This window comes from Carboxylicivirga marina (genome assembly GCF_016612505.1).
Taxonomy (GTDB): Bacteria; Bacteroidota; Bacteroidia; order Bacteroidales; family Marinilabiliaceae; genus Carboxylicivirga; species Carboxylicivirga marina.
On sequence record NZ_JAENRR010000002.1, the window covers coordinates 1 to 21,178 of the forward strand.

Below are 21,178 nucleotides of genomic sequence, written 5' to 3' on the forward strand. Positions count from 1 at the left end.
CTTTTATTCTGAAGCATGATTCTTTTGTTAATATCGCACCATTAATATACTGATTATTAATGAATTAACAAAGCGAATCATGCTTCTTTTTGCTTGACATTCAGCGTTTTAACTTACGTGGGAAACATCAGTGAGTAATATTAGATTAAATTTTTTACCAATTATTAATCAAGAGTTTGAATTAAATATCTATAGGAAAGAGATTGAAGGAGCAATAGAGAAAAACTCTGGATTAAAATGGTATAGCCGAAGATTTTTTTGCTTGCGTTTTTTCATCTTTGAAAAAATGAAGTCGGGGTTTGGGGTTGAAAACCCCAGCATGATACTTAAAGCTATACCCACTATATACCATATAGAGCCATAAGTAATTACTAAGAAATAAATCATATGACTACAAATTCGATTTCATATTCAAAAGAGCTTGAACTAGCAGCAGAGCAGCAACGATTCATGATTAAAGTATATGCATGGATGTCTTTTGCCTTAATAATAACAGGATTAGTTGCAAAGTGGACCGCTTCAATACCAGCACTGGTGAATTTGATCTTTAGCAATGAAATTCTGTTTTATGGATTATTAATTTTAGAATTTATACTGGTTGCCAGTTTAGTTTCTGTTGTCAAGAAAATATCAGCTCAACTAGCTACCCTTATATTTATTTTTTATGCGTTTCTAAATGGCGTGACCTTATCCGCCATTTTTATAGCATTCACCGAAGAATCATTAGCAACTACTTTTTATATAACCGCAGGCACTTTTGGAATAATGAGTGCTTATGGCTACTTCACTAAATCAGATTTAACAAAATTTGGTAATCTATTGTTAATGGGCTTAATCGGACTTATCGTTGCATCGGTGGTTAACCTGTTCTTTCATAATGAAATGTTGTACTGGATAACCACTTATATTGGGGTCTTAATTTTTGTAGGGCTTACAGCTTACGATACGCAAAAGATTAAGCAGATGAATATTATTGGTAATGAGGGAACAGATGAGGATAAGAAAGAAGCGATTATGGGTGCTTTAACTTTGTACCTCGATTTCATTAACCTATTTCTGTATTTGCTAAGGTTATTTGGCAGAAGAAAATAAAGAACAAAGGCTTGACTAATTAAGAAAGTGAATCCCTGCTAGGGTAATTTACGTCGCAACTAACAAGTAGTTTGCAACCATTGATTATATCAAACGAATTGGTATAATTCGGCTGGCATGGTAAAACAAACTAATAAAACAAACACTATGAATCCAAAACAACTTGTTCGCCTTAGCAACCTTATTGGCATTATATCCATTGTACTGCTCATCTTATGGGTCTTTACTTTTATTACCATCGAAGTATTTGGGCTTAAGGTGTTCCGCGAAAACCTAACCGAGAGCTTTTACATGAGCATATTAGGTATTCTGGCTTTGATGTCGGGCGCATTAATTATCAATATCATGTTTAACCTCACGCGCATAGCACAAAAACACAACCAGGACACTGAACTGGGCAAGCATAGTAAAAAATACGGCTGGATATTACTGGCAAGCTTTCCCGTTTTATTGCTGCTTCTTTTTGGAGGTGATTATCTAACATCGCGCAAGAAAGAGCAGGTATTGGTGCAGTCGGCCAAGTCAATTGTTGAAACCAATAGTAAAAAGAGGGCTCATCTGCTTAATTATAGCTTTGATATGGAGTGGATAAAGGAGACACAGGAGATACTGGATGTCTTATCTAAAACGGATGATAACTTTCCGCATGTGGCTATTCTGGTGAAGGACTCTATTTACGATGAACCGGCCTTTTTAGGCTTTACCGATGATTACTACTATGGCATTCGCAAAGATAGTATTCCACCACACAAGCGTTCTTACATCAGAAAAACCACACAGCCCGAGCGTGACTACCTAAACAGTGTTTTTGAAGAAGGCAACGTGCATTATCGCTATAGTTCGCACGATGGTCGTTATGAGTTATTTTATCCTGTAATCAAAGGCGATCAGCGCATTGTTATCTATTTTTCGGAGTATCAGAGTTATGGGAAGATAGGGAGTTAGGAATGTTTATCTGCCAGATGATATAAAAAGGGAAATAACCACCAAAGAAACGGAATATACTTGATATGAAAAGAAGCAAAATTACGTATCTGCTATTGATAATCACTACCATTATCATTGGTTTAGCATCAAGATATTACGCCGAATACCTTCCGGATTTTATTAATCTGGGTTTAGGAGATGCCTTATGGGCTTTGATGATGTATTGGATGATAGGTTTCATCTTTCCTCGGATTAGTCCTGTTAAATTGACAATTTTAAGTTTATGCATTTGCTTCCTGGTTGAATTTAGTCAGCTTTTACAAGCGGATTGGATTATTGCCATTCGAAATAATACTTTCGGTGCACTAATATTAGGAAAGGGATTTTTATGGAGTGATTTAATCGCATACACGTTGGGAGTAGGAACTGGTATGACAATTGAAAAATACCTTTTGCTCGCACGTGTGTCCTCACGATGAGTGTGAATAATGCATTCGTCAATATAATCAAAGCCACAAGAGGGAACTTCTATGATAATAACTGAGTTCTTTATCCTCGGATTACCGGCAATTATACCAATTGCATTTTAAAGTGAGACTTTAGCGAAACTTTAGAATTGCAATCGTTAATGCCGATAATAAACGAAAAAGTCTTTGGGAGTATGCGAACCAAAGGCTCATTTCGATATTCAATCGGTATTAGGTATAAAAATCTGTCTAATTGGTTTAAACACTGTAGGTCTAGTTTATAGCAATGCTGAACAATTATGACTTAAATGTTTTTATTAGCAGTAATAACGCTAGTGAACTAAATAACCAACCATGAGACTTTTATATTTAATTTGTATCATACCCTTGTTGCTTGCATGCGAAGGGGCACGTTTTGATTTAATATATGATAGTGCCAAACCAGACTGTTTGCTGAAAAAGGTAAAGGCAGACGAACCTTACAAAAGTCGTCTTCGTCGGATTGAAATACCTTCTCGTTATCATATCTTAGAAATAAGGCAAGGCATCACCAAAGATAAAATCATAGGTAATTTTGAGAGGCACCCCCTATTTGAAGAGAAAGGATTTAAGGGTTTACCATACATTTATGTTTTTAGTGCCGAAGGTTGTGAAGTTTATCTTGAACGGAAAGCTCGTGGCCCATATTGGCATGTAGTAGATGAAGCTCGTATTAAAGAGCTATACAATAAAAAGGTGGCGCAATTAGGTAATGAAGACACTAATGAACCGCACAAAATCCCCGGTAAAATTGAGGTGGAAAACTATTCTGATATGTCAGGAATAGGGCCGATACAGGTTAGAGATACAGATGCCGGCATGGAAAGCCGACCTGTAGTTATGATGTTACGAAACAGCGATTGGGCCGAGTATATGATAAAGTATGATGATGTGAGTTCATCATACAATACCCTTGAATTGAAGTTAAATATAAGATCGTTAGAACATGGGGCATTAAACATATTGTTAGATGGTAAGGAAGTAGAACAAATTGATATATCTGCCAAAACCAATAAAAAACCTTGGATGGATGTTTCTGCAAATATCCCAGTCACCTCCATAACAGATTCTATACACACTATTCGGGTGGAATTTAAATCCACTAAAAAATATAGTATATGCCGGATAAAACATCTTGCTTTTGAAGGATCAACAATTTAATGCAATTAGCTTCTGTCAAAGTCTCGGGCTACCTTGTTATACCAACTCTATAACAAAATAAGCTTTAAATCATTTTATTGACCAAACGGTATTACTGCCAGTATCTTCTCGTGTAGTGGAGGTTATTTGTAATGTAAGAAGTCAACAAATCATTATTCCGCGATATTTGCAAAGAAGAATAAAGACTAATCACGCTTGATGACATAAGGAAACGGCAGGGCAATCTTATTTATTATTATCTTTCGACATGACTAAATTTCTTATTCTGACTGTTTTCATACTTTATTGTTTCTTAATTCAGGCACAAGAAACAACTTATCAAACCAAAGAAAACATACCATACTATAACGAAACGCTTAACCAGTCCGATGACTATATCAATGAGCGTTGTGTCTTAGATGTGTATTACCCAAACAATATGAAGTCGTTTGCTACTATCGTGTGGTTTCATGGTGGTGGCATACAAGCCGGTCATAAAGAAATTCCTGAAGCACTAAAGAACAAAGGAGTTGCTGTTGTAGCAGTTAACTATCGCTTGCATCCAAAAGTAAGCGCACCAGCCTATATTGAAGATGCTGCCGCGTCGGTAGCCTGGGTTTTTAATAACATCGAACAGTATGGGGGCGATGCCTCTCTTATCTTTTTATCTGGCCATTCGGCAGGTGGATACCTGGCCAGCATGGTAGGCATGGATAAGCGCTGGCTTAACAAGCATGCCATCGATGCCAACACTATTGCGGGCTTAATTCCCTTTAGCGGGCATACCATCACTCATTTTACGGTTCGCAAGGAGCGAGGTATTGAAGGCACGCAGCCAATTATTGATGATTTGGCTCCATTATACCACGTTAGGGTCGATGCACCACCATTGTTGTTAATTACTGGCGATCGTGAATTAGAACTACTGGGGCGATACGAAGAGAATGCCTATATGATGCGCATGATGAAAGTTGCGGGACATAATGATACGCGCATTATGGAGCTCGATGGCTACGACCATGGCATGACGGAGCCGGCTTTCCCTTTGTTGTTAAAAGAGGTGGAACGGATTGTGAAAAGGCATGGGAATCGCTTTTAAAACTTATTATACCACCCCGCCTGTCGGCACCCCTTCCCGATAGAAATCGGGACAGGCTCTAAAATTCAGGAGGGGACGGTTTTTCATCATTCTCCTCCTTGTCAAGGAGGAGTACCACGAAGTGGGGAGGTGGTTAAAATGTTTAAAAGCGATGTCCCTGAGTGAAAAGGAAGAAGTAGGCAATAATTGTACTTACTTTTAAAAAATGGATATACTAACTCATACCATATCAGGATTGGCTGCTGGTACTTTAGTTGCTGGCTTTTGCAAGGCACCCTATAGCAAGCAATTGTTAATTATCGCCATTGGTGGCCTGGCTGGTGCATTGCCCGATGTCGATGCGATTAGCCTATGGTCAGGGTTTGATGCGACGTTCGGAAAGCTGTTCGACCTAACTCATAGTGGTCGGGAAATTTATTCAGCCAAATTTTGGTATTCACACCATGGGTTTATGCATTCGATAAGCGCCGCCCTTATAATTTCTACAATAGCTGGTGTAATAGCTTATCTTAATAATACACGATTCAAGCAGTTTCGCTTAACTGCGTTCATAAAGCATTTCAAAGTCAATCGATTCATGCATTTGGCTTTTATACTTGGTTTTCTAATACACTTATTGGAAGATATGCCAACACCAGCATCTAATTGGGGAGGGGTTAATTTGTTTTGGCCTTCAGAAACCTACATTGGCGGATTCGGGCATATATGGTGGTGGAACAACTATGATATATTTTTAATTGTGTGTGGCGTTTTTTTATTGAACTTTTTATTGTTAGCACTCAGGTTTATTAATAATCGCGTAAAGAATATTGTTATAGCAGGTGTTTTCTGTATGGGCTTAATGCTTTCGGTAGTACAGGTTGGTTCAAGAGATTTTGATTTCGCCTATTCAGGGAGTACAAATTCCTATCATGCATTTGAAGCTAAATCGAAAGCATTACAAAAGGAAATATTAGGAGAAGATATTTATAATTCGATGGTTACTTTCGATAATTTGCTGAGTATCTATTTTTGAAGTAAAAATCATGAGCAATAAAAAAGTATTAGTAGCTGGTGCCACAGGCTATTTAGGACAATACCTGGTTAAAGAATTGAAGCAACGGGGGTATTGGGTAAGGGCCTTAATTCGTAAGGAAAGTCAAAGAGAATTATTTGATACGGTAGATGATTGTTTTATCGCTCAGCTTTCTGAGCCTGCATCGTTGAAAGGAATCACAAAAGATATCGATTGGGTTTTCTCGACCATTGGTATCACGCGTCAAAAGGATGGAATGACCTACATGGATGTCGATTACCAGGGTAATGCCAACCTATTAAATGAAGCTCTTCAGGATGGAGTGGAAGCTTTTCAATATGTTTCGGCTATAGGCGGAGATAAACTCAGACAGCTAAAAATTTTTGAAGCCAAAGAACGCTTTGTTGATGAATTAAAAGCTTCTGGTATTCAATATTCAGTGCTAAGACCCAATGGTTTTTCCTCCGATATGCGCGATTTTCTTGATATGGCCAAAGGCGGAAGGGTTTACCTGTTTGGTAATGGTCAGTTACGATTAAATCCCATTCATGGTCAAGACCTGGCCAAAGTTTGTGTTGATACCATGCTAAGCGGCGACAAAGAAGTGACGGCCGGAGGAAAAGACATCCTGACCCATAACGAATTAGCTCAACTGGCACTGAAAGCCTGGGATAAACCCATTAAGATTAGTCATTTGCCCGATTGGATCCGACGATTTACCATTTCCCTGGTGCGAACATTTACATCTGCCAAAACTTATGGCCCTATTGAGTTTTTTAACAGCCATGGCTTACGATAATGTTGCCCAACAATTTGGCGAACATAGCCTTGAAGAATATTTTAATGATGAGGTGAAGAAGATGTCATAAGGACAATGACTATATTTAAATTCAATTAACCAATATCTTTATGGATTCTACAGTATTCTTCTACATTATTATTGCTGCCTTTGCTTTTCTTTTCCTGTATTACGTGCCATGGTTATTATGGATAGTTACACTTGTTTCAGGTGTGAATATAAGCTTGACCGAAATGGTGCTAATGAGAATCCGAAAATCACCTATGAGCCAAATAGTGAAGGGATTAATTGAATCACACAAAGCGAACCTTGGGCTGAAAAGAGAAGAGCTCGAAGCTTTTGGTTTGGCGGATGGAAATATAGAAAACGTTGTACATGGTATGATTAAGGCTAAGCAATCAGGCTTAAAGCTATCTTTTCAGGAGGCTTGTCAGGCCGACCTGAATGGTGTTGATTTATTGCAGATGGTCAAAGAGAAACCGGTAAACACACAAGAGACCTTGTTGGCAACTGGTGAGACGATGGAAGCACCGCAATTGGAAACACAGCGCTTTATTATTCGGGCAATAGAGCTTACCGACAAAGAAGCTCTTTTCGCCTACCGTTCCGATGCTATTACCAATCAGTATCAGGGTTGGATTCCTAAAACACTTAGCGATGTAGAAGCATTTATTAGTAAAATATCCACCACATTTAATGTGCCTGATACCTGGTTTCAGTTAGCAATCATCGAGAAAGAAAGCGAACAGCTTATCGGAGACCTAGGCATTCATTTTATAGATGAAGAACAGCTTGAGTTTGGTTGCACACTTAGTAAAGATTTTCAAGGAAAAGGCTATGCCAGAGAGGCCATTCAAGTGTTAATTAATTACCTCTTTAAAGAACTTGATAAGCATCGAATAATAGCATCCATCGATCCGGCTAACAAAGCCTCAATCAAGCTGGTTGAGCACCTTGGTTTTCGCAAAGAGGCTCACTTTGTTGAAAGTATCTGCATAAATGGTCAATGGGTCGATGATGTGATCTATGCCTTGTTGAAACGAGAATGGAGCTAAACGATTGTCTGATTTATTGTAACTTAGACATCACTAATCTAAAATCAGCAACATGAAATCACTTCTGTATCTTTTTGTAATGAGTATTGGCTGTAGTTTCGCCATTCAATCGCAAAACAAAGTTGTGGGATACATTCCTCAACGCAGCGTAAAAGCCATCAACACCGAAACTTTTAAACGCATAACCGAAGCCATTTACTTTGGTTTGGATGTGGATGAAAATGGGAAACTTGACATTGAGAAATCAAGAGATGATTTGAATTACCTGGATTCGGTAAGGCAAATTCAGGCCGTTGATTTAAGCGTTTGCTTTGGCGGATGGGGACGTTCTGACTTTTTTGCTCCCGTATGTGCCTCGGATCAGATGCGTAGTGCTTTTTGTAAAAATGTACTTCAGTTATGCATGGATTATCAATTACAAGGCATTGATTTAGATTGGGAATATCCAAAGAATGAAGCGCAATTAAATGATTATGTCTCTTTAGTGAAAGAATTACACGAAGTACTCCAGCCGCATGATATAGGAATTAGCATTGCCGTTGGATTCTGGGACAAACAAGCGGGTTTAGTATCGAGAATGGAGCCATACCTAAAAGGCATTAATCTCATGACCTACGACAATGTGAGTCCGTGTAAGGGACATGCATCCTATACTTTGGTTAAACGAGCAGTGAAGCGATTTATTAAGCATGGTATTCCGGCCGGGAAGTTATTTGTTGGTGTGCCTTTTTATGGGCGTCATCGCTGGCAACGACAAAAAACCATGGCCTACCGCGAAGTACCAGGTTTAGATAATTCAATCAGTAAAAAAGGACTTTACAAAGGCTATTTCTTTGATACCTCATTTACCTTAAAGCGTAAGCAGACTTTTATAAAGGAAAATAGGCTGGGAGGTATAATGATATGGGAGTTGGGGCATGACATTGATTGTACCGAGCCTAATTCATTATTGAATGCCATTGATGAATTTAATAAGTAATAACATCCACAATAAGAAAGGTGGCTTGTAAAAAAATACCACAAAGGAACTAAGAAAGCCTTAGTGCCTTTGTGGTTACCATGTTGTATTCTTAAGGTGTTGTATAGGTTTTGTGTGCAAGCTCGTTCAGCCAATTGTAGTACAAGGTAATTTCTTTTTTATCAGGATTTTGCTTGTGTCACTTCTTCAGTATTGAGTAGGTTCCGGTAAATATCTTTTGCTCAACCAACTCTAATTGCTGAATAATACCCGTTCCCTCCTGGTTAATTAATTCTGACACATTCAGGTATTTATAACCTGCCGAACGCTTAATAGGATTGCAACGATCCTTCAGTTTCATGGCCCATTGGTTTAATGCACAGTTTTCATCGCCCTCGGCCACTAAAACAGATGGCAGGTTTTTACCTCCTCTGACCCAAACTGGAATTGTCAAACATGTATTGGGAAAGCCAATCATGGTCCATATGGTCGATAAGTCAGGAGACTCGTCCTTGCTTACACCTTCAATTAGTATGGTTGATGATGAGCCATAACGTGTAATCATATCACCCGAGTTAACAAAGTTTTGTCCTTTTGGCACGCTACTGTATTCTTTGCGATAGTCTACATCCATTACCGCATGTTTCAGGCAACGTGAGAAATCCTGAATGATGGTTTGACTATTAAGTTGCCCCATGGCATCGGCCTGATAGAATAAGTTCTGAGCTGTTTGGTAGCGGATAAAACCGTAGCCAATATCCTTTTTTCCTGTGAAAGAGTAGTTGGTACAAATGATGTATCCATTGGGGGCTTCGGCCGGATCGTTGGCGTCAAACTTTGTGTAACGGCGATTATTTACCTCGTAGAAAGCCACATCTCCTTGTGCATCCAATACGCCAAAGTGCGCTGCCAGGCCTTTAGGTACCGGACGGTTTTCTATTAACTTCTCAAAATCGGCCAATGTTGCACATTTCATCAAGGCTTCTTTCATAAAAAAACCTTCCTGGTCTTTAAACGAAGTAGTGTCATCCATGTTAACATTAAACCCGGATTATGTATTAGAATGTCGTCATGAACATTGAAAGTGCAATAAAACAAGGTTTTATCGAAACGAGACATAGCACGGTTCTGATGAGTTGAGATGAAACAACGAAGTGACTTGTTTTGAAGCAATTTCAATGTGTAATAGATTTTCTAATACATATTGCGGGTTAAAGGAAGCACTATTCATAATAGCAAAACCGGCTGCATTGGAACCACCCCAAACTTGCTCACCATTGGCATCTTTGGAGTTAATCATGCCAATGTAATCGTATTTGCCATCCCTGAAATAGCGCATTTTATTTTCAAAAGTTTCGGTGTCGCGAAGTTTCCAGATAATGGGGCGACTGTTGGCAGTGTACTTGCCCGAGATGACTGCTGTAGTGCAAGCTTCACTAAAAGGAATAGCAATTAGTAAAGCCAGAAGGGCTAAAAATAGATTTTTCATAGGTGTGTTGTATTTAAAAAGCAAGAAAGCTCTTTGCTTAGAAAAAAACAAAGAGCTTTGTCAGTATTTAAAAAAGATGAGGGATAGAATGTCAATGTTTGAGTAGCCAGAGTTTTAAAGGTTTCCAAACCCATTCGCTTGCCTGATATGCCATCCAAAGGTCAGCATGGCCAAAATCGGTTTCTGTATCCTGCTTCGGATCATTAATATTTAGCCATTCAATATCTTTACTTTTGGTAAGACTGGTGGTATAATTACCCATTGGTCCGGCGCCACCTTCAGCTGTTATAAAAAATATCGGCACTTTAATCTTATGTATGTAGTCATCAATATTCACATCTAAATCAGGACATCTAACAGCTACCATTTCATAAAATGCGAGACGTGGCATGTGAGGAGATAGTTGTGTGCCCAATCGGACAAATCGCATTGGGTCGGTATATGTAAAGCCAAAAGGGTTGCCGCCATGGAAGTGCGTGCCATCATGTCCTGATCCGATGGCCATCATCATTTGAAGGTTAGTAAGACCTTCGAATCCTGAAATTGTTGACATATCATCAGGCGCTGCCATGGTCATACTTGCCAGTTGAATAAAGCCTACACCCCATGGGTAATGGTACATTCCATCATTAATCAATGCCATGTGACTAGCCGCAACAGAGCAAGCTGACTCATTATTTTTTGGATTTCCTTTAAACTCACTATCAACAGGTATAAGTCCTTTAATATCGCGGCAAATTCGATGTTGTTGCGTTTCCAATGAAGCAGCACCGTAGGCTACCGATACGCCATAACTAAAGCCAAGCAAGTTCATTTTTTTAAAACCTTGGCCTGTAAAGCCACGAATGAAACGCGCAAAGGTCATGGCTGTTAAGGTATGATGAATATCTCTGCTTACGCCCCATTCTTTCATAAAGCTGAAGTCAGAAGGCTCCATCGGTACTTTTGTCCAGGCAAGATCGATGCCCCAGACATCAATGCCATGTTGTGCCAGGTAATAAGGCGCTGATGTTTGTTCATTTATCTCTAAAGCACCAGCTTTTAAGAAGATATCTTCAAAGTCCTGAATAGCACCGTGCACCATAAAAATATTGCCTTTGGTTTTGAGGGCTCTGTATGGTCGTTGTTCTTTAATCACCCTGTGAATTATCACTTTGTCGTATTCACCATATCCCATTTGTACATTAAAAGTGTAATGGTAAATATTGCCACCAAGATGTTTTCGATTCATCTTCATATGTGAGCGTCGGCCTTTTAAAGATTGACTGTTAAGTGATTCGATACTGACACCATCATTTGCAAATCCAGTTGGTTCAATATTAATTACTTCAGTACTTTGATGACCTTTGATGGCAGTAATATGACTGCCTGGGTTTTGAAGTATTACTTTTTGATTATCGTTAAAAATGCCGATTAACTGAATGTTCTCTTTTTCAATCGTGAGTGCTTCGGAATAAGTGCCAGGTTCAATGTAAATGACATCACCACCATTGGCGACATTAATAGCTTCCTGAATTGATTCACCGCTTTGTACAAAAATGGTGTTTCTGTCAAAATCGTAAAGCTCTGCTAATTCATACCATGGTTTAGTGCTCTGTTCATCATCTGATGGAAGAATAAAAGCATCTTGTTTATCACTACAGGCCATAGCCAGCAAGCATGATAACAGAATCAATGACACAGGTTGTTTCAACTGTTTCATAATGACTAGATTAAAATTTAGTGGTTCTTTCTTAGGAGAAAGAACATTGAGAGGTAGAAAGGAAAATAATAGCCCTTTGACTAGTATGAGTGTCAAATACTATTTGTATTGCGGTACCTGAGAGGTAGAGGGAATAATTCTATTTGGTGCAAATGTACTCTAGTGAATAAGGACTGTCAACAATTTTTAAAAGCAACCTTATAAATTAAGATTGCTTTTAAATCGTTTTTTAACCCGAATTATGCCTTAGGGCTTTCTGAAACGAGGCTAACTATAGTTCTGGTGAGTGAAATTCGGGTTTAAGTCTATCCAATTGTTGTAGACAGTGTATGTTGCTTACCGGCTTGAATAGTAATGGTGTCATCTAAGCTATTAGCCGCCTCAACACACAACATGTTTTTATAGCCATCTAATAAATCAGGCATTTGCATCGCAAGTTCTTCTCCCGGATTCCAGACAACCGTAATGCCACTTCCGCCTTTGGTAACTTCAATGTTTCGATTGGCATCCTTAATGATTGTTGTACCAACAGCTTTGTATCGTCGGTCGGCTCGCCGGCCAAAACGAAGCTCCTTTTCATGCTGGGTGCTATCGCAATTAGCAACATCATCCATATATGTCATGCCTTCTAAACCTTCAAGTGCAACAGTATTAATATCGGAAATGTTGAAGTAGCTATGCAGTGCTGCACTAACATCGAATGGTTTATCATCTTTATTGATAGTTGTGAGCTCAACTGTCAATTTATCATTTAAGCTAATTTTTAATCTGGCTTCAAATTGATAGGGCCACAATTTGATGGTATCGCTATTGGCTGAAAGGCCTAACTCTAATTGAACTCCATCATAACTGGTGTTTGTTGAAATAACCGACCATGTTGAAATGCGTGCGAAACCATGTGATGGCAATGATTTATCAAGCGGGTGTGCATTAAACCAGGGCCAGCAAATAGGAATACCTCCACGTATGGCTTTTCCTTCGTTATAAACAGCATGTGGGCTAACAAAAAGAACATCCTCCTCATTATTAGGTGTAAAACTTAATACATGAGCGCCATAAAGCGAGACGACTGCAGTGGCTTGTTCACTCTTAAGTGTAGCAATAGTGGTGTGTTCAAAAGCTTTAAATGAGATTTTGTTTTGAATTCCAAACTGTGTGTTTAATGTTTCCGGATTCATCGTTTGTGTTTTGATTGACCACAAAAGTATTGAATAAGGAGCGATAACAAAAGCATATTTCGTATAAACCAAACAGGCACAAAGCTTACTTAAAGTATACCATAAAACATCGAAACAACTAAGAATTGATTATTCTTAGTTGCTTCAGTAGGAAGTTGTTATTAGGCTAGGCAAAGCATTGTCTAACAAACGATTTCGTCATGCAACCCTAGTTTTATGAGCGCAAGCAGGGTTCGCCGTTTTTTTCTGCTTCTGTTTTTTCATCATGGAAATTACTTAGTTATTCATGAGGGCATATAAAGACAAGCGCTTCCGAATAAAAAATGAAGGTGGAGTTTGGGGTTGAAAAACCCCAACACGAAAATGAAAACTATACCCACTAAATATCATATAGAGCAATCATTTTTAATTATCTTTAATCCCTGTGAGTCTGAATCGTCAGCAAAGCAGGATTAAAGAATGAGCTTCTGAAAAAGGGAGCGGCAAGGAAACACGCTAACCGACATGTAATTTATGCCCATAATAAGTTCTATTATATCATTAGTAAATACCCGACGTCTTTCGCAGATTGAACATTTTAAGAATAACCCAGAGGATGTTCAAACGGGAGAGTTTGAAAAGTTAATTGATGCAGCAAAACATACCACCTTTGGTGAAGAGTATGATTTTAAGAGTATCAAAAACTATAAAACATTTGCAGAACGTGTTCCTGTGCGTGATTACGAAGGTGTACGGCCTTATGTTGAACGTTTAAGAAAAGGCGAGAGTAACCTTCTTTGGCCGGGAGATATTAAATGGTTTGCCAAAAGCTCGGGCACAACGTCTACCAAAAGCAAGTTTATTCCGGTTACTAAAGGCACACTAGAAGATTGTCATTTCAGGGGCGGAAAAGATGTTCTGGCTTTTTACCTTCAGAATAATCCTGAATCGGATATGTTTAGCGGTAAGTGCTTAACATTAGGCGGTAGTCACCAAATCAATAATTTTAGCAACGACAGTTATTATGGCGATTTGTCGGCCATCTTAATTGAGAACCTGCCTTTCTGGACACATTTTGCTCGCACGCCTGAGCAATCCATCGCCTTGATGGATGAGTGGGAGGCCAAGCTTGAAAAAATTACCGAAACAACCATAAATGATAATGTGACTTCACTGGCAGGTGTACCAAGCTGGTTTATGGTCTTGATTAAGCATGTGCTGAATCAAACCGGTAAGTCAAACCTGTTGGAGATATGGCCCAACCTGGAGTTATTTATGCATGGTGGCATCAATTTTACACCCTATCGCAAGCAGTATAAAGAGTTGATACCAACTGATAAAATGAATTACCAGGAAACCTATAATGCATCAGAAGGCTTTTTTGGTATTCAGGACGATTTAACTGATCCGGGCATGCTGTTGATGCTGGATTATGGTATTTTTTACGAATTTATTCCTCTAAATGAAATCACGCATCCGCACCCGAATGCTAAAGCCATTGAAGATGTGGAAATGGGTGTTGATTATGCCATGGTTATTAGCACCAACAGCGGCTTGTGGCGTTATATGATTGGCGATACTGTTCGCTTCACTTCCTTGCGCCCGCATAAAATAATTATTACCGGTCGAACCAAACATTATATCAATGCTTTTGGTGAAGAGTTGATGATTGAAAATGCTGATCGGGCCCTTGAAAAAGCTTGCTCAACAACACATGCCGTTATTAAGGAATACACTGCTGCTCCGGTTTTTATGGATGAAAAGACCAAAGGTGCACATCAGTGGTTGATTGAATTTGATGAGATGCCTGATTCAATGGAGAATTTCACCGAATTATTAGATAAAACGCTTCAGGAAGTTAATAGCGACTATGAAGCCAAACGTTATAAAGGCATCACCTTAGATGGCCCCGATGTTGTGGTGGCTCGCCATCATTTATTTATGGACTGGCTGAAGAGCAAAAATAAGCTGGGCGGACAGAATAAGATACCACGCCTGGCCAACAATCGTGAGTACATCGATGAATTATTGAAACTGAATAACTAGAAAAGAAATATATGCATATCGCCGTAGCAGGAAATATTGGTTCTGGAAAAACATCGTTAACCGAATTATTAGCGCATCATTTTGGGTGGGAAGCGCATTTTGAAGACGTGGAAGATAATCCATATCTGGCCGATTTTTATGAAGATATGACACGTTGGTCATTTAACCTGCAAGTCTACTTCCTGAAGAGCCGATTTTCATCGGTACAGGAAATACGGAATACGGGTAAAACAGTTATTCAGGATCGTACCATTTATGAAGATGCCTATATTTTTGCACCTAACTTGTTTGACATGGGGCTAATGAGCCGCCGCGATTACGACAATTATGAATCGCTGTTTGAAGTGATGAGTAACATGGTGCAGCCGCCTGATTTATTGATTTACCTAAGGGCATCGATTCCTACTTTGGTGGAACAGATTCAGATGCGAGGGCGCGATTACGAAAACAATATCCGACTGGATTACCTTAAGCGCCTCAACGAACGCTATGAAGCCTGGATTGATAAATATACCAAAGGCAAACTTCTCATTATCGATGCCAATAAAATTGACTTTATCAAAAACAAGAGCGACCTCAGTATGATAATTGACAAAGTGAATGCTGAGCTAAACGGTTTGTTCTAGTAAAAGTATCGAGACTTAAGAAAATATGTTCTCCCTTTGATTATCATCGTTGAAGATAGAGGTGTGTACTAGTCTTCACCGTGGTAAAGTGCCGGTAGGCGATGGGGGAGTCTTAGCCTTTATTAAAGAAACAGGAGCTTACAATCCAAACAACAAACCAATGCCAATACTTATCTGATTCTGCTTTTCATGCGGATTTTCGGTGTAATCGGGTTCAGCATCCGGATGATAAATCGCTTCCATATTGGCTATAATATCCATTTGCAGATGAATATCTAGCATAGTTTTTTTAGATAATTCAAAAAGTAAACCTAGTTGTGGGGCTAATCCAGGTTTCCATACTTTAGCTGTATATTCAATGGATTGATAATTTTGGGTTGCATTAAAGTCTATAGTGTTAATTAGGTAATATGCTCCGAAAGATACACCTATGTATGGACGTATGTCGTTTTGACTTAAATAATAAGTGCCATTCAATAGCAGTCTGATGGTTTGGTACGATGCATTTTTAAATTCACCATAGTTGCCTACATCCCACTTATCTCCTGGTCCCTGATACTGGTATCCCAAATCGGTTCCTAATGACAAGGATTTGTTATAAAACCATTTTCCAAAGAAGGCTATTTGCCAGCCGTTATTTGCATATTTTGCAAATCCATTTTCTTTATCAGGATTGCCAATATTGGTTGGAAACGAATAGCCTACTTTTCCGCCTATAAAATAATCCTGGGCATTAGAAATGCCGGATAGAGAGCATAGCAATAGTAAAAGAATAAAGAATCGCATATATGGGTTTTATTGTCACCTGTGAAAATAGAAAATGTTTATTAGTTTTGATGTACATCTAATGAATTTAACTAACTCCGACAATAATATTCGGACTAAACTTCAATCTATGTCAATTATCGGAAATCTTATTTGGCTTTTATTTGGTGGACTGCTTACTGCCATCGAATACTTTATAGCCAGCTTGTTATTAATGCTCACCATTATTGGTATACCCTTTGGCTTACAAACCATGAAGCTGGGAGTGTTGGCTCTTTGGCCATTTGGTTCTCAGGTGGTTGATAAGCCACAAGCCAGCGGCTGCCTGAATACTTTGATGAACGTGATTTGGATCTTCATCGGTGGCATCTGGATTTCTATCTCTCACCTGATTTTTGGAATTCTATTGGCCATTACCATTATTGGAATCCCTTTTGCCCGCCAACACTTTAAATTGGCGCATATTGCTTTGGTGCCGTTTGGAAAGGATGTACGTTCATAAAGGCATAAAAAAAGAGTAGCTCAATCGAACTGTTCTTAATGTTTTCTAACACGTACCAACGAGAAAGCTCTCTATTACCTTCAACTTAATCGCTAATCAAGAATGTAGCATTGCTTTATATGCAATAGCAATAGGCCTTTTATAAAGCGATATAGTGAGATGCTATGATGCACGTGAAAATTGGCTATATTATCAAGTGCTGCTCTTGGGAGTTTTCAAGCTCTTTGCCTCAATGAACTCTTTTATAACAAAAGTAAAAATCCCACTAAAAATCCCAGCTAAAATATCCTTCCAATCAAATGTTCCATGCCATCTCATTAATGCTATAAACTCCCATAGAAAGCTATAAATTATTGTAGAAGTAATTATGTGGATATTTTTACTCCTATTAGAATATTCTTTTAAACCCCAAATGAAAAAACAATAACCAATAACAGAAATCAAACTGCCTATTGTATCTGCAAATCCAAAATCATTAATATTATTCGAATAAATATATGGACGATAGGTCTTCGTCAGAAGAATAGCAGATGAAACTATAATTACTGAAACTATAAGATAAGCTCTATTTTTAAACTCTACTTTCATTAGTGCACTATAAAATAATAGTCATTAAATTATTACTAAAACTTATTTTAAATTCGAATAAAACTCGTCCATCATTTTTTTTCGATGAACGAGTTTTATTAAATATCATTTTAGTTATCTACTTAGAACCGAATGATACCCATGGAGCGGTCTCAGCATGAAACTTGTGCATGGCAAATAGTGTTCCAAATGAATCACCAATTGCCCTCCATATATCGTAAGCCCCACCATTTACTTTTTTGCTCTCACAAACAGTAAGTTCTTCTAGTTTAGTTATTTCAATATATTTCATAATTTCTAATTTTAGCTTAAAACCTATTCATTCCTCTTTCGAAACCCTCTGCCATTGCAGCATTACATTCTGAACTATTATTTAGATAGTCATATATCATACCTCCTGCAATAGCTCCAAGTACCCATAATACCACTCCTCCTACGGTACTATTTACTTCCTTAGCATCCATCTCCTGAACGCCTAATTCATTTAAGTTTTTCATTATCACAAAATTTAAGTTTAAAAAATAATTAATTTTGTGCCGGCTGTGGCCAGCGCCCCGGTGGTACAGTTTTGTTAGGACGTCCATCGGGGTGTATTGTAACGTTACATATGCAATAATAATATCTATCAGTCTCAAATTCTAAGACTGATCCTTAATAATGAAAATATTTATACATTACCTCACTGAGTAATATAGCTATTGAATGAGATTCACATTATCTGGCAAAACGCGTTATACTATCTAGTAAATTGGAATATGACAAAATAAGTAATAGCAAATGGAGATATGAAATTTTTAAAGTATCATTAGTTGCGTTAGGTCTATTGAAACAAAAAGAGCAGCTCATACGAACTGCTCTTTACTATTATCTAATGTCTATTAACTGTAGACTTATTCTATCACTTTCAATTCTTTACCAATCTTAACGAAAGCAGCAATGGCTTTGTCTAAGTGGTGACGTTCGTGTGCCGCAGATAATTGAATACGGATACGAGCTTCTCCTTTTGGTACTACAGGGTAATAGAAACCTATTACGTAAATACCTTCATCCAATAACTTGGCTGCAAACTCCTGCGATAGTTTGGCATCGTACAACATCAAAGCAGCAATGGCCGACTTGCTTGGTTTTAAGTCAAAACCGGCAGCTTCTAACTGAGCTCTGAAATAATCAGCATTATCCATTACTTTGTCGCGGTATTCAGTTGACTCTGTCAACATATCGAATATCTCTAATGACGCACCGATAATTGCCGGAGCTAATGAATTAGAGAATAAATATGGACGTGAGCGCTGACGCAACATGTCAATAATTTCTTTCTTACCGGTTGTAAATCCACCCAAGGCACCACCTAAAGCTTTACCAAGTGTACCAGTTATAATATCAACACGGCCCATCACATTGTTGTACTCGTGTGTTCCGCGACCTGTTTTACCAATAAATCCTGCCGAATGACAGTCATCAACCATTACCAAAGCATCATACTTATCGGCCAAATCACAGATTTTATCCAATTTAGCAATGTCGCCGTCCATAGAGAATACGCCATCGGTTACGATGATGCGGAAACGTTGTTCCTGAGCTTTGATTAATTGCTCTTCCAAATCAGCCATGTCGGCATGCTTATAGCGATAACGAGCTGCCTTACATAAACGAACACCATCAATAATAGATGCATGGTTCAAAGCATCAGAAATAATAGCATCTTCAGCCGTAAACAACGGTTCAAAAACACCGCCATTGGCATCGAAACATGCTGCGTATAAAATAGTGTCTTCTGTTCCTACAAACTTTGCAATTTTAGCTTCAAGCTCTTTGTGAATATCTTGTGTTCCACAAATAAAACGGACAGAAGATAAACCATAACCATGTGTGTCCATTGCTTTTTGAGCAGCCTTCACAACGCGTGGGTGTGATGACAAACCCAAGTAGTTATTGGCACAAAAGTTAAGAACCTGTTTTCCACCAACTTCTATCTCAGCTCCCTGAGCAGAAGTGATAACACGCTCATTTTTATAAAGACCAGACTCTTTAATGGCCTCGATTTCATTTACAAGAAAATCCTGAAATTTACCGTACATGACTATTGTTTTACAGTGTGATTAATCGAATTAATTCGCAAAAGTACGGTCATCATCTATAAAGAACAATGACGAAAAGCACATTTTGGTGCTAAGTGCTTAATTTAACTCAGTATTAATCTTTTCCTGAATGGCCGACCAGGTGTTTTTATTCATTTTAGGGCCAACCACTTCAATAACATGGCCAGAAAGGATAGAACCAATCTTACCACATTTATCCAATGGTAAATCCTGAATTAAACCAAACAAGAAGCCTGCGGCATATAAATCACCGGCACCTGTTGTGTCAACACTTTTAGCTGGGATGATACCCACTTTTACCACTTCGTTAGCACGTTTAATCATTGAGCCTTCTTTGCCCAGTTTAAGAATCGCTACTTCGGTGCCTTCGGCTAATTGATGAAGTGCATCTTCTCCCTCTTTACCTGTATATGCTTTTGCTTCTTCTTCGTTGGCAAATACAATGTCCACATAATCGTGAATCAGCTTGGTTAAGAATTCCAGGTTATCTTCAACGACATTGAAGCTGGCCAAATCAATACTAGTGATCAAGCCATTGGCTTTTGCCATTTTATAGGCTTTTTCAATGAGTGCTTTGTTTTGCACCAAATAGCCTTCAACATGGAAATATTTATAGTTGGTAAACAATTCATCGATAATATCATCTTGTGATAATTCAACAGCAGCTCCCAGGAAAGTAGCAAATGTGCGCTCCGAGTCAGGACTGATTAAAGCATTTGCATGTCCGCTTTGTGTATCAGATTCGAGTAGGTGAGGGGTAATGTTGTGTTCGGTCATGTCCGATTTAAATACCTGCCCTAGTTCATCTTTACCAATTTTACCAATAAAGCCGGTTTTAATGCCTAAGCTTGCCAATCCATGAATGGTGTTAGCAGCAGAACCACCACTTGCCAAATCTTTTTTAATATGAGAGGTGGCTTCCTTTACTTTTTGGGCCGCCGCTTCGTCAACTAATTGCATACTTCCCTTCGGTAAATTTAAATCTACAAGCATTTGGTCGCTTTCTAGCATTGCTAACACATCAACCAAGGCATTTCCTAATCCTAATACACTGCTCATTTCTAATAGTTTAATATTTTGATGTAAATTTATTCTGAATTTTTTCGACAAAGATATTGGATCTTTTGAAGATTCCTTATAGTTTTGCAACGCATTTGACGAAAATGCCTCCTCAAATAAGGAGTTCAAGACATGTTGAAATACAAAATTCTCTAATAAAACAGTTGGTTAGAGCGGTCCCGAGACTTCGGGATTAATCCGTAGATAAACTCAACTCAATAATTTGAGAAAATAAATTCCCTAGTAGCTCAGTTGGTTAGAGCGGCGGACTGTTAATCCGTAGGTCGTAGGTTCAAGTCCTACCTGGGGAGCTTTAAAAAGCTTAAACGAAAGCTTTTAAATTTTTGAAAATATTTTCCCTAGTAGCTCAGTTGGTTAGAGCGGCGGACTGTTAATCCGTAGGTCGTAGGTTCAAGTCCTACCTGGGGAGCTTTAGAAGCCATCACAATTTTTGTGGTGGCTTTTTTTGTTGTGTGCCATTTATGGTCAATAACTTGGTGGTGAAAGTCATAATAGTCGTCATTTTTTAGAATACTTAATTAAGAATAGTCATA

Annotated in this window: 22 protein-coding genes and 2 tRNA genes; 14 read left to right on the forward strand and 10 right to left on the reverse strand. The window is 38.5% G+C overall.

The window, feature by feature from the left end; translation table 11 throughout:
- The first annotated feature begins 387 nt into the window (after positions 1–387).
- The 9 genes from JIV24_RS00955 to JIV24_RS00995 all read left to right on the forward strand — a co-directional run bounded on the left by JIV24_RS00955 (position 388) and on the right by JIV24_RS00995 (position 8,612).
- Entirely contained in the window at positions 388–1,092 is a 705-nt protein-coding gene (locus tag JIV24_RS00955; RefSeq protein WP_200463122.1) for a Bax inhibitor-1/YccA family protein, read from the forward strand.
- Positions 1,093–1,239: 147 nt separating this feature from the next.
- Positions 1,240–2,037, forward strand: coding sequence for a hypothetical protein (locus JIV24_RS00960; RefSeq protein WP_200463123.1), 798 nt, complete (start codon positions 1,240–1,242; stop codon positions 2,035–2,037).
- 65 nt (positions 2,038–2,102) lie between these two features.
- Entirely contained in the window at positions 2,103–2,498 is a 396-nt protein-coding gene (locus tag JIV24_RS00965) for a ribosomal maturation YjgA family protein (protein ID WP_200463124.1), read from the forward strand.
- 342 nt (positions 2,499–2,840) lie between these two features.
- Positions 2,841–3,686 carry a carbohydrate-binding protein gene (locus tag JIV24_RS00970; RefSeq protein WP_200463125.1) on the forward strand — a complete coding sequence of 282 codons (846 nt, stop codon included), beginning with the start codon at positions 2,841–2,843 and terminating at the stop codon, positions 3,684–3,686.
- 247 nt (positions 3,687–3,933) lie between these two features.
- The gene (locus tag JIV24_RS00975; protein WP_200463126.1) at positions 3,934–4,764 is read left to right on the forward strand and encodes an alpha/beta hydrolase; all 831 of its coding nucleotides are present in this window, start codon (positions 3,934–3,936) and stop codon (positions 4,762–4,764) included.
- A gap of 205 nt (positions 4,765–4,969) precedes the next feature.
- The gene (locus JIV24_RS00980; protein ID WP_200463127.1) at positions 4,970–5,779 is read left to right on the forward strand and encodes a metal-dependent hydrolase; all 810 of its coding nucleotides are present in this window, start codon (positions 4,970–4,972) and stop codon (positions 5,777–5,779) included.
- 10 nt (positions 5,780–5,789) lie between these two features.
- Positions 5,790–6,578: an SDR family oxidoreductase gene (locus JIV24_RS00985; RefSeq protein ID WP_200463128.1), complete on the forward strand. Its 789-nt coding sequence runs from the start codon at positions 5,790–5,792 to the stop codon at positions 6,576–6,578.
- A gap of 110 nt (positions 6,579–6,688) precedes the next feature.
- Positions 6,689–7,633: a flotillin-like FloA family protein gene (locus JIV24_RS00990; protein WP_200463129.1), complete on the forward strand. Its 945-nt coding sequence runs from the start codon at positions 6,689–6,691 to the stop codon at positions 7,631–7,633.
- Positions 7,634–7,685: 52 nt separating this feature from the next.
- Positions 7,686–8,612, forward strand: coding sequence for a glycosyl hydrolase family 18 protein (locus JIV24_RS00995; protein WP_200463130.1), 927 nt, complete (start codon positions 7,686–7,688; stop codon positions 8,610–8,612).
- A 178-nt stretch (positions 8,613–8,790) separates the two neighbouring features.
- Here JIV24_RS00995 and JIV24_RS01000 read toward each other — a convergent pair whose 3' ends face one another.
- From JIV24_RS01000 to JIV24_RS01015, 4 genes are all read right to left on the reverse strand, one after another.
- Positions 8,791–9,624 (reverse strand): C45 family peptidase, encoded by an 834-nt coding sequence (locus JIV24_RS01000; protein ID WP_200463131.1) that lies wholly within the window; start codon positions 9,622–9,624, stop codon positions 8,791–8,793.
- Between the two features lie 69 nt (positions 9,625–9,693).
- Positions 9,694–10,080 (reverse strand): hypothetical protein, encoded by a 387-nt coding sequence (locus JIV24_RS01005; RefSeq protein ID WP_200463132.1) that lies wholly within the window; start codon positions 10,078–10,080, stop codon positions 9,694–9,696.
- A 91-nt stretch (positions 10,081–10,171) separates the two neighbouring features.
- Positions 10,172–11,782, reverse strand: a complete 1,611-nt coding sequence (locus JIV24_RS01010) for a hypothetical protein (protein WP_200463133.1) — start codon at positions 11,780–11,782, stop codon at positions 10,172–10,174.
- Positions 11,783–12,087: 305 nt separating this feature from the next.
- On the reverse strand, positions 12,088–12,960 hold the full coding sequence (locus tag JIV24_RS01015; protein WP_200463134.1) for a D-hexose-6-phosphate mutarotase: 873 nt from the start codon (positions 12,958–12,960) through the stop codon (positions 12,088–12,090).
- Between the two features lie 513 nt (positions 12,961–13,473).
- On the opposite strand from JIV24_RS01015, the gene JIV24_RS01020 reads away from it, so the two are divergent.
- Entirely contained in the window at positions 13,474–14,985 is a 1,512-nt protein-coding gene (locus tag JIV24_RS01020; RefSeq protein WP_200463135.1) for a GH3 auxin-responsive promoter family protein, read from the forward strand.
- Between the two features lie 11 nt (positions 14,986–14,996).
- Complete coding sequence (locus tag JIV24_RS01025; RefSeq protein WP_200463136.1) at positions 14,997–15,611, forward strand: deoxynucleoside kinase; 615 nt, start codon at positions 14,997–14,999, stop codon at positions 15,609–15,611.
- A 138-nt stretch (positions 15,612–15,749) separates the two neighbouring features.
- On the opposite strand, the gene JIV24_RS01030 is transcribed toward JIV24_RS01025, so the two are convergent.
- Positions 15,750–16,397 carry a hypothetical protein gene (locus JIV24_RS01030; RefSeq protein WP_200463137.1) on the reverse strand — a complete coding sequence of 216 codons (648 nt, stop codon included), beginning with the start codon at positions 16,395–16,397 and terminating at the stop codon, positions 15,750–15,752.
- A 109-nt stretch (positions 16,398–16,506) separates the two neighbouring features.
- On the opposite strand from JIV24_RS01030, the gene JIV24_RS01035 reads away from it, so the two are divergent.
- Positions 16,507–16,878, forward strand: coding sequence for a YccF domain-containing protein (locus JIV24_RS01035; protein ID WP_200463138.1), 372 nt, complete (start codon positions 16,507–16,509; stop codon positions 16,876–16,878).
- A 192-nt stretch (positions 16,879–17,070) separates the two neighbouring features.
- Here the strand turns inward: JIV24_RS01035 and JIV24_RS01040 are convergent, their stop codons facing one another.
- The 5 genes from JIV24_RS01040 to JIV24_RS01060 form a co-directional block, all read right to left on the reverse strand.
- Positions 17,071–17,466 carry a hypothetical protein gene (locus tag JIV24_RS01040; protein WP_200463139.1) on the reverse strand — a complete coding sequence of 132 codons (396 nt, stop codon included), beginning with the start codon at positions 17,464–17,466 and terminating at the stop codon, positions 17,071–17,073.
- A gap of 118 nt (positions 17,467–17,584) precedes the next feature.
- Positions 17,585–17,758 (reverse strand): hypothetical protein, encoded by a 174-nt coding sequence (locus tag JIV24_RS01045; protein WP_200463140.1) that lies wholly within the window; start codon positions 17,756–17,758, stop codon positions 17,585–17,587.
- Positions 17,759–17,774: 16 nt separating this feature from the next.
- On the reverse strand, positions 17,775–17,963 hold the full coding sequence (locus JIV24_RS01050) for a hypothetical protein (protein WP_200463141.1): 189 nt from the start codon (positions 17,961–17,963) through the stop codon (positions 17,775–17,777).
- A gap of 393 nt (positions 17,964–18,356) precedes the next feature.
- The gene (kbl, locus tag JIV24_RS01055; RefSeq protein WP_200463142.1) at positions 18,357–19,544 is read right to left on the reverse strand and encodes a glycine C-acetyltransferase; all 1,188 of its coding nucleotides are present in this window, start codon (positions 19,542–19,544) and stop codon (positions 18,357–18,359) included.
- A 99-nt stretch (positions 19,545–19,643) separates the two neighbouring features.
- Positions 19,644–20,624, reverse strand: a complete 981-nt coding sequence (locus JIV24_RS01060) for an adenosine kinase (protein ID WP_200463143.1) — start codon at positions 20,622–20,624, stop codon at positions 19,644–19,646.
- Between the two features lie 237 nt (positions 20,625–20,861).
- Between JIV24_RS01060 and JIV24_RS01065 the strand changes: the two genes are divergently transcribed.
- Positions 20,862–20,935, forward strand: a tRNA-Asn gene (locus JIV24_RS01065).
- Between the two features lie 45 nt (positions 20,936–20,980).
- A tRNA-Asn gene (locus tag JIV24_RS01070) sits at positions 20,981–21,054 on the forward strand.
- The last annotated feature ends 124 nt before the right edge of the window (positions 21,055–21,178 follow it).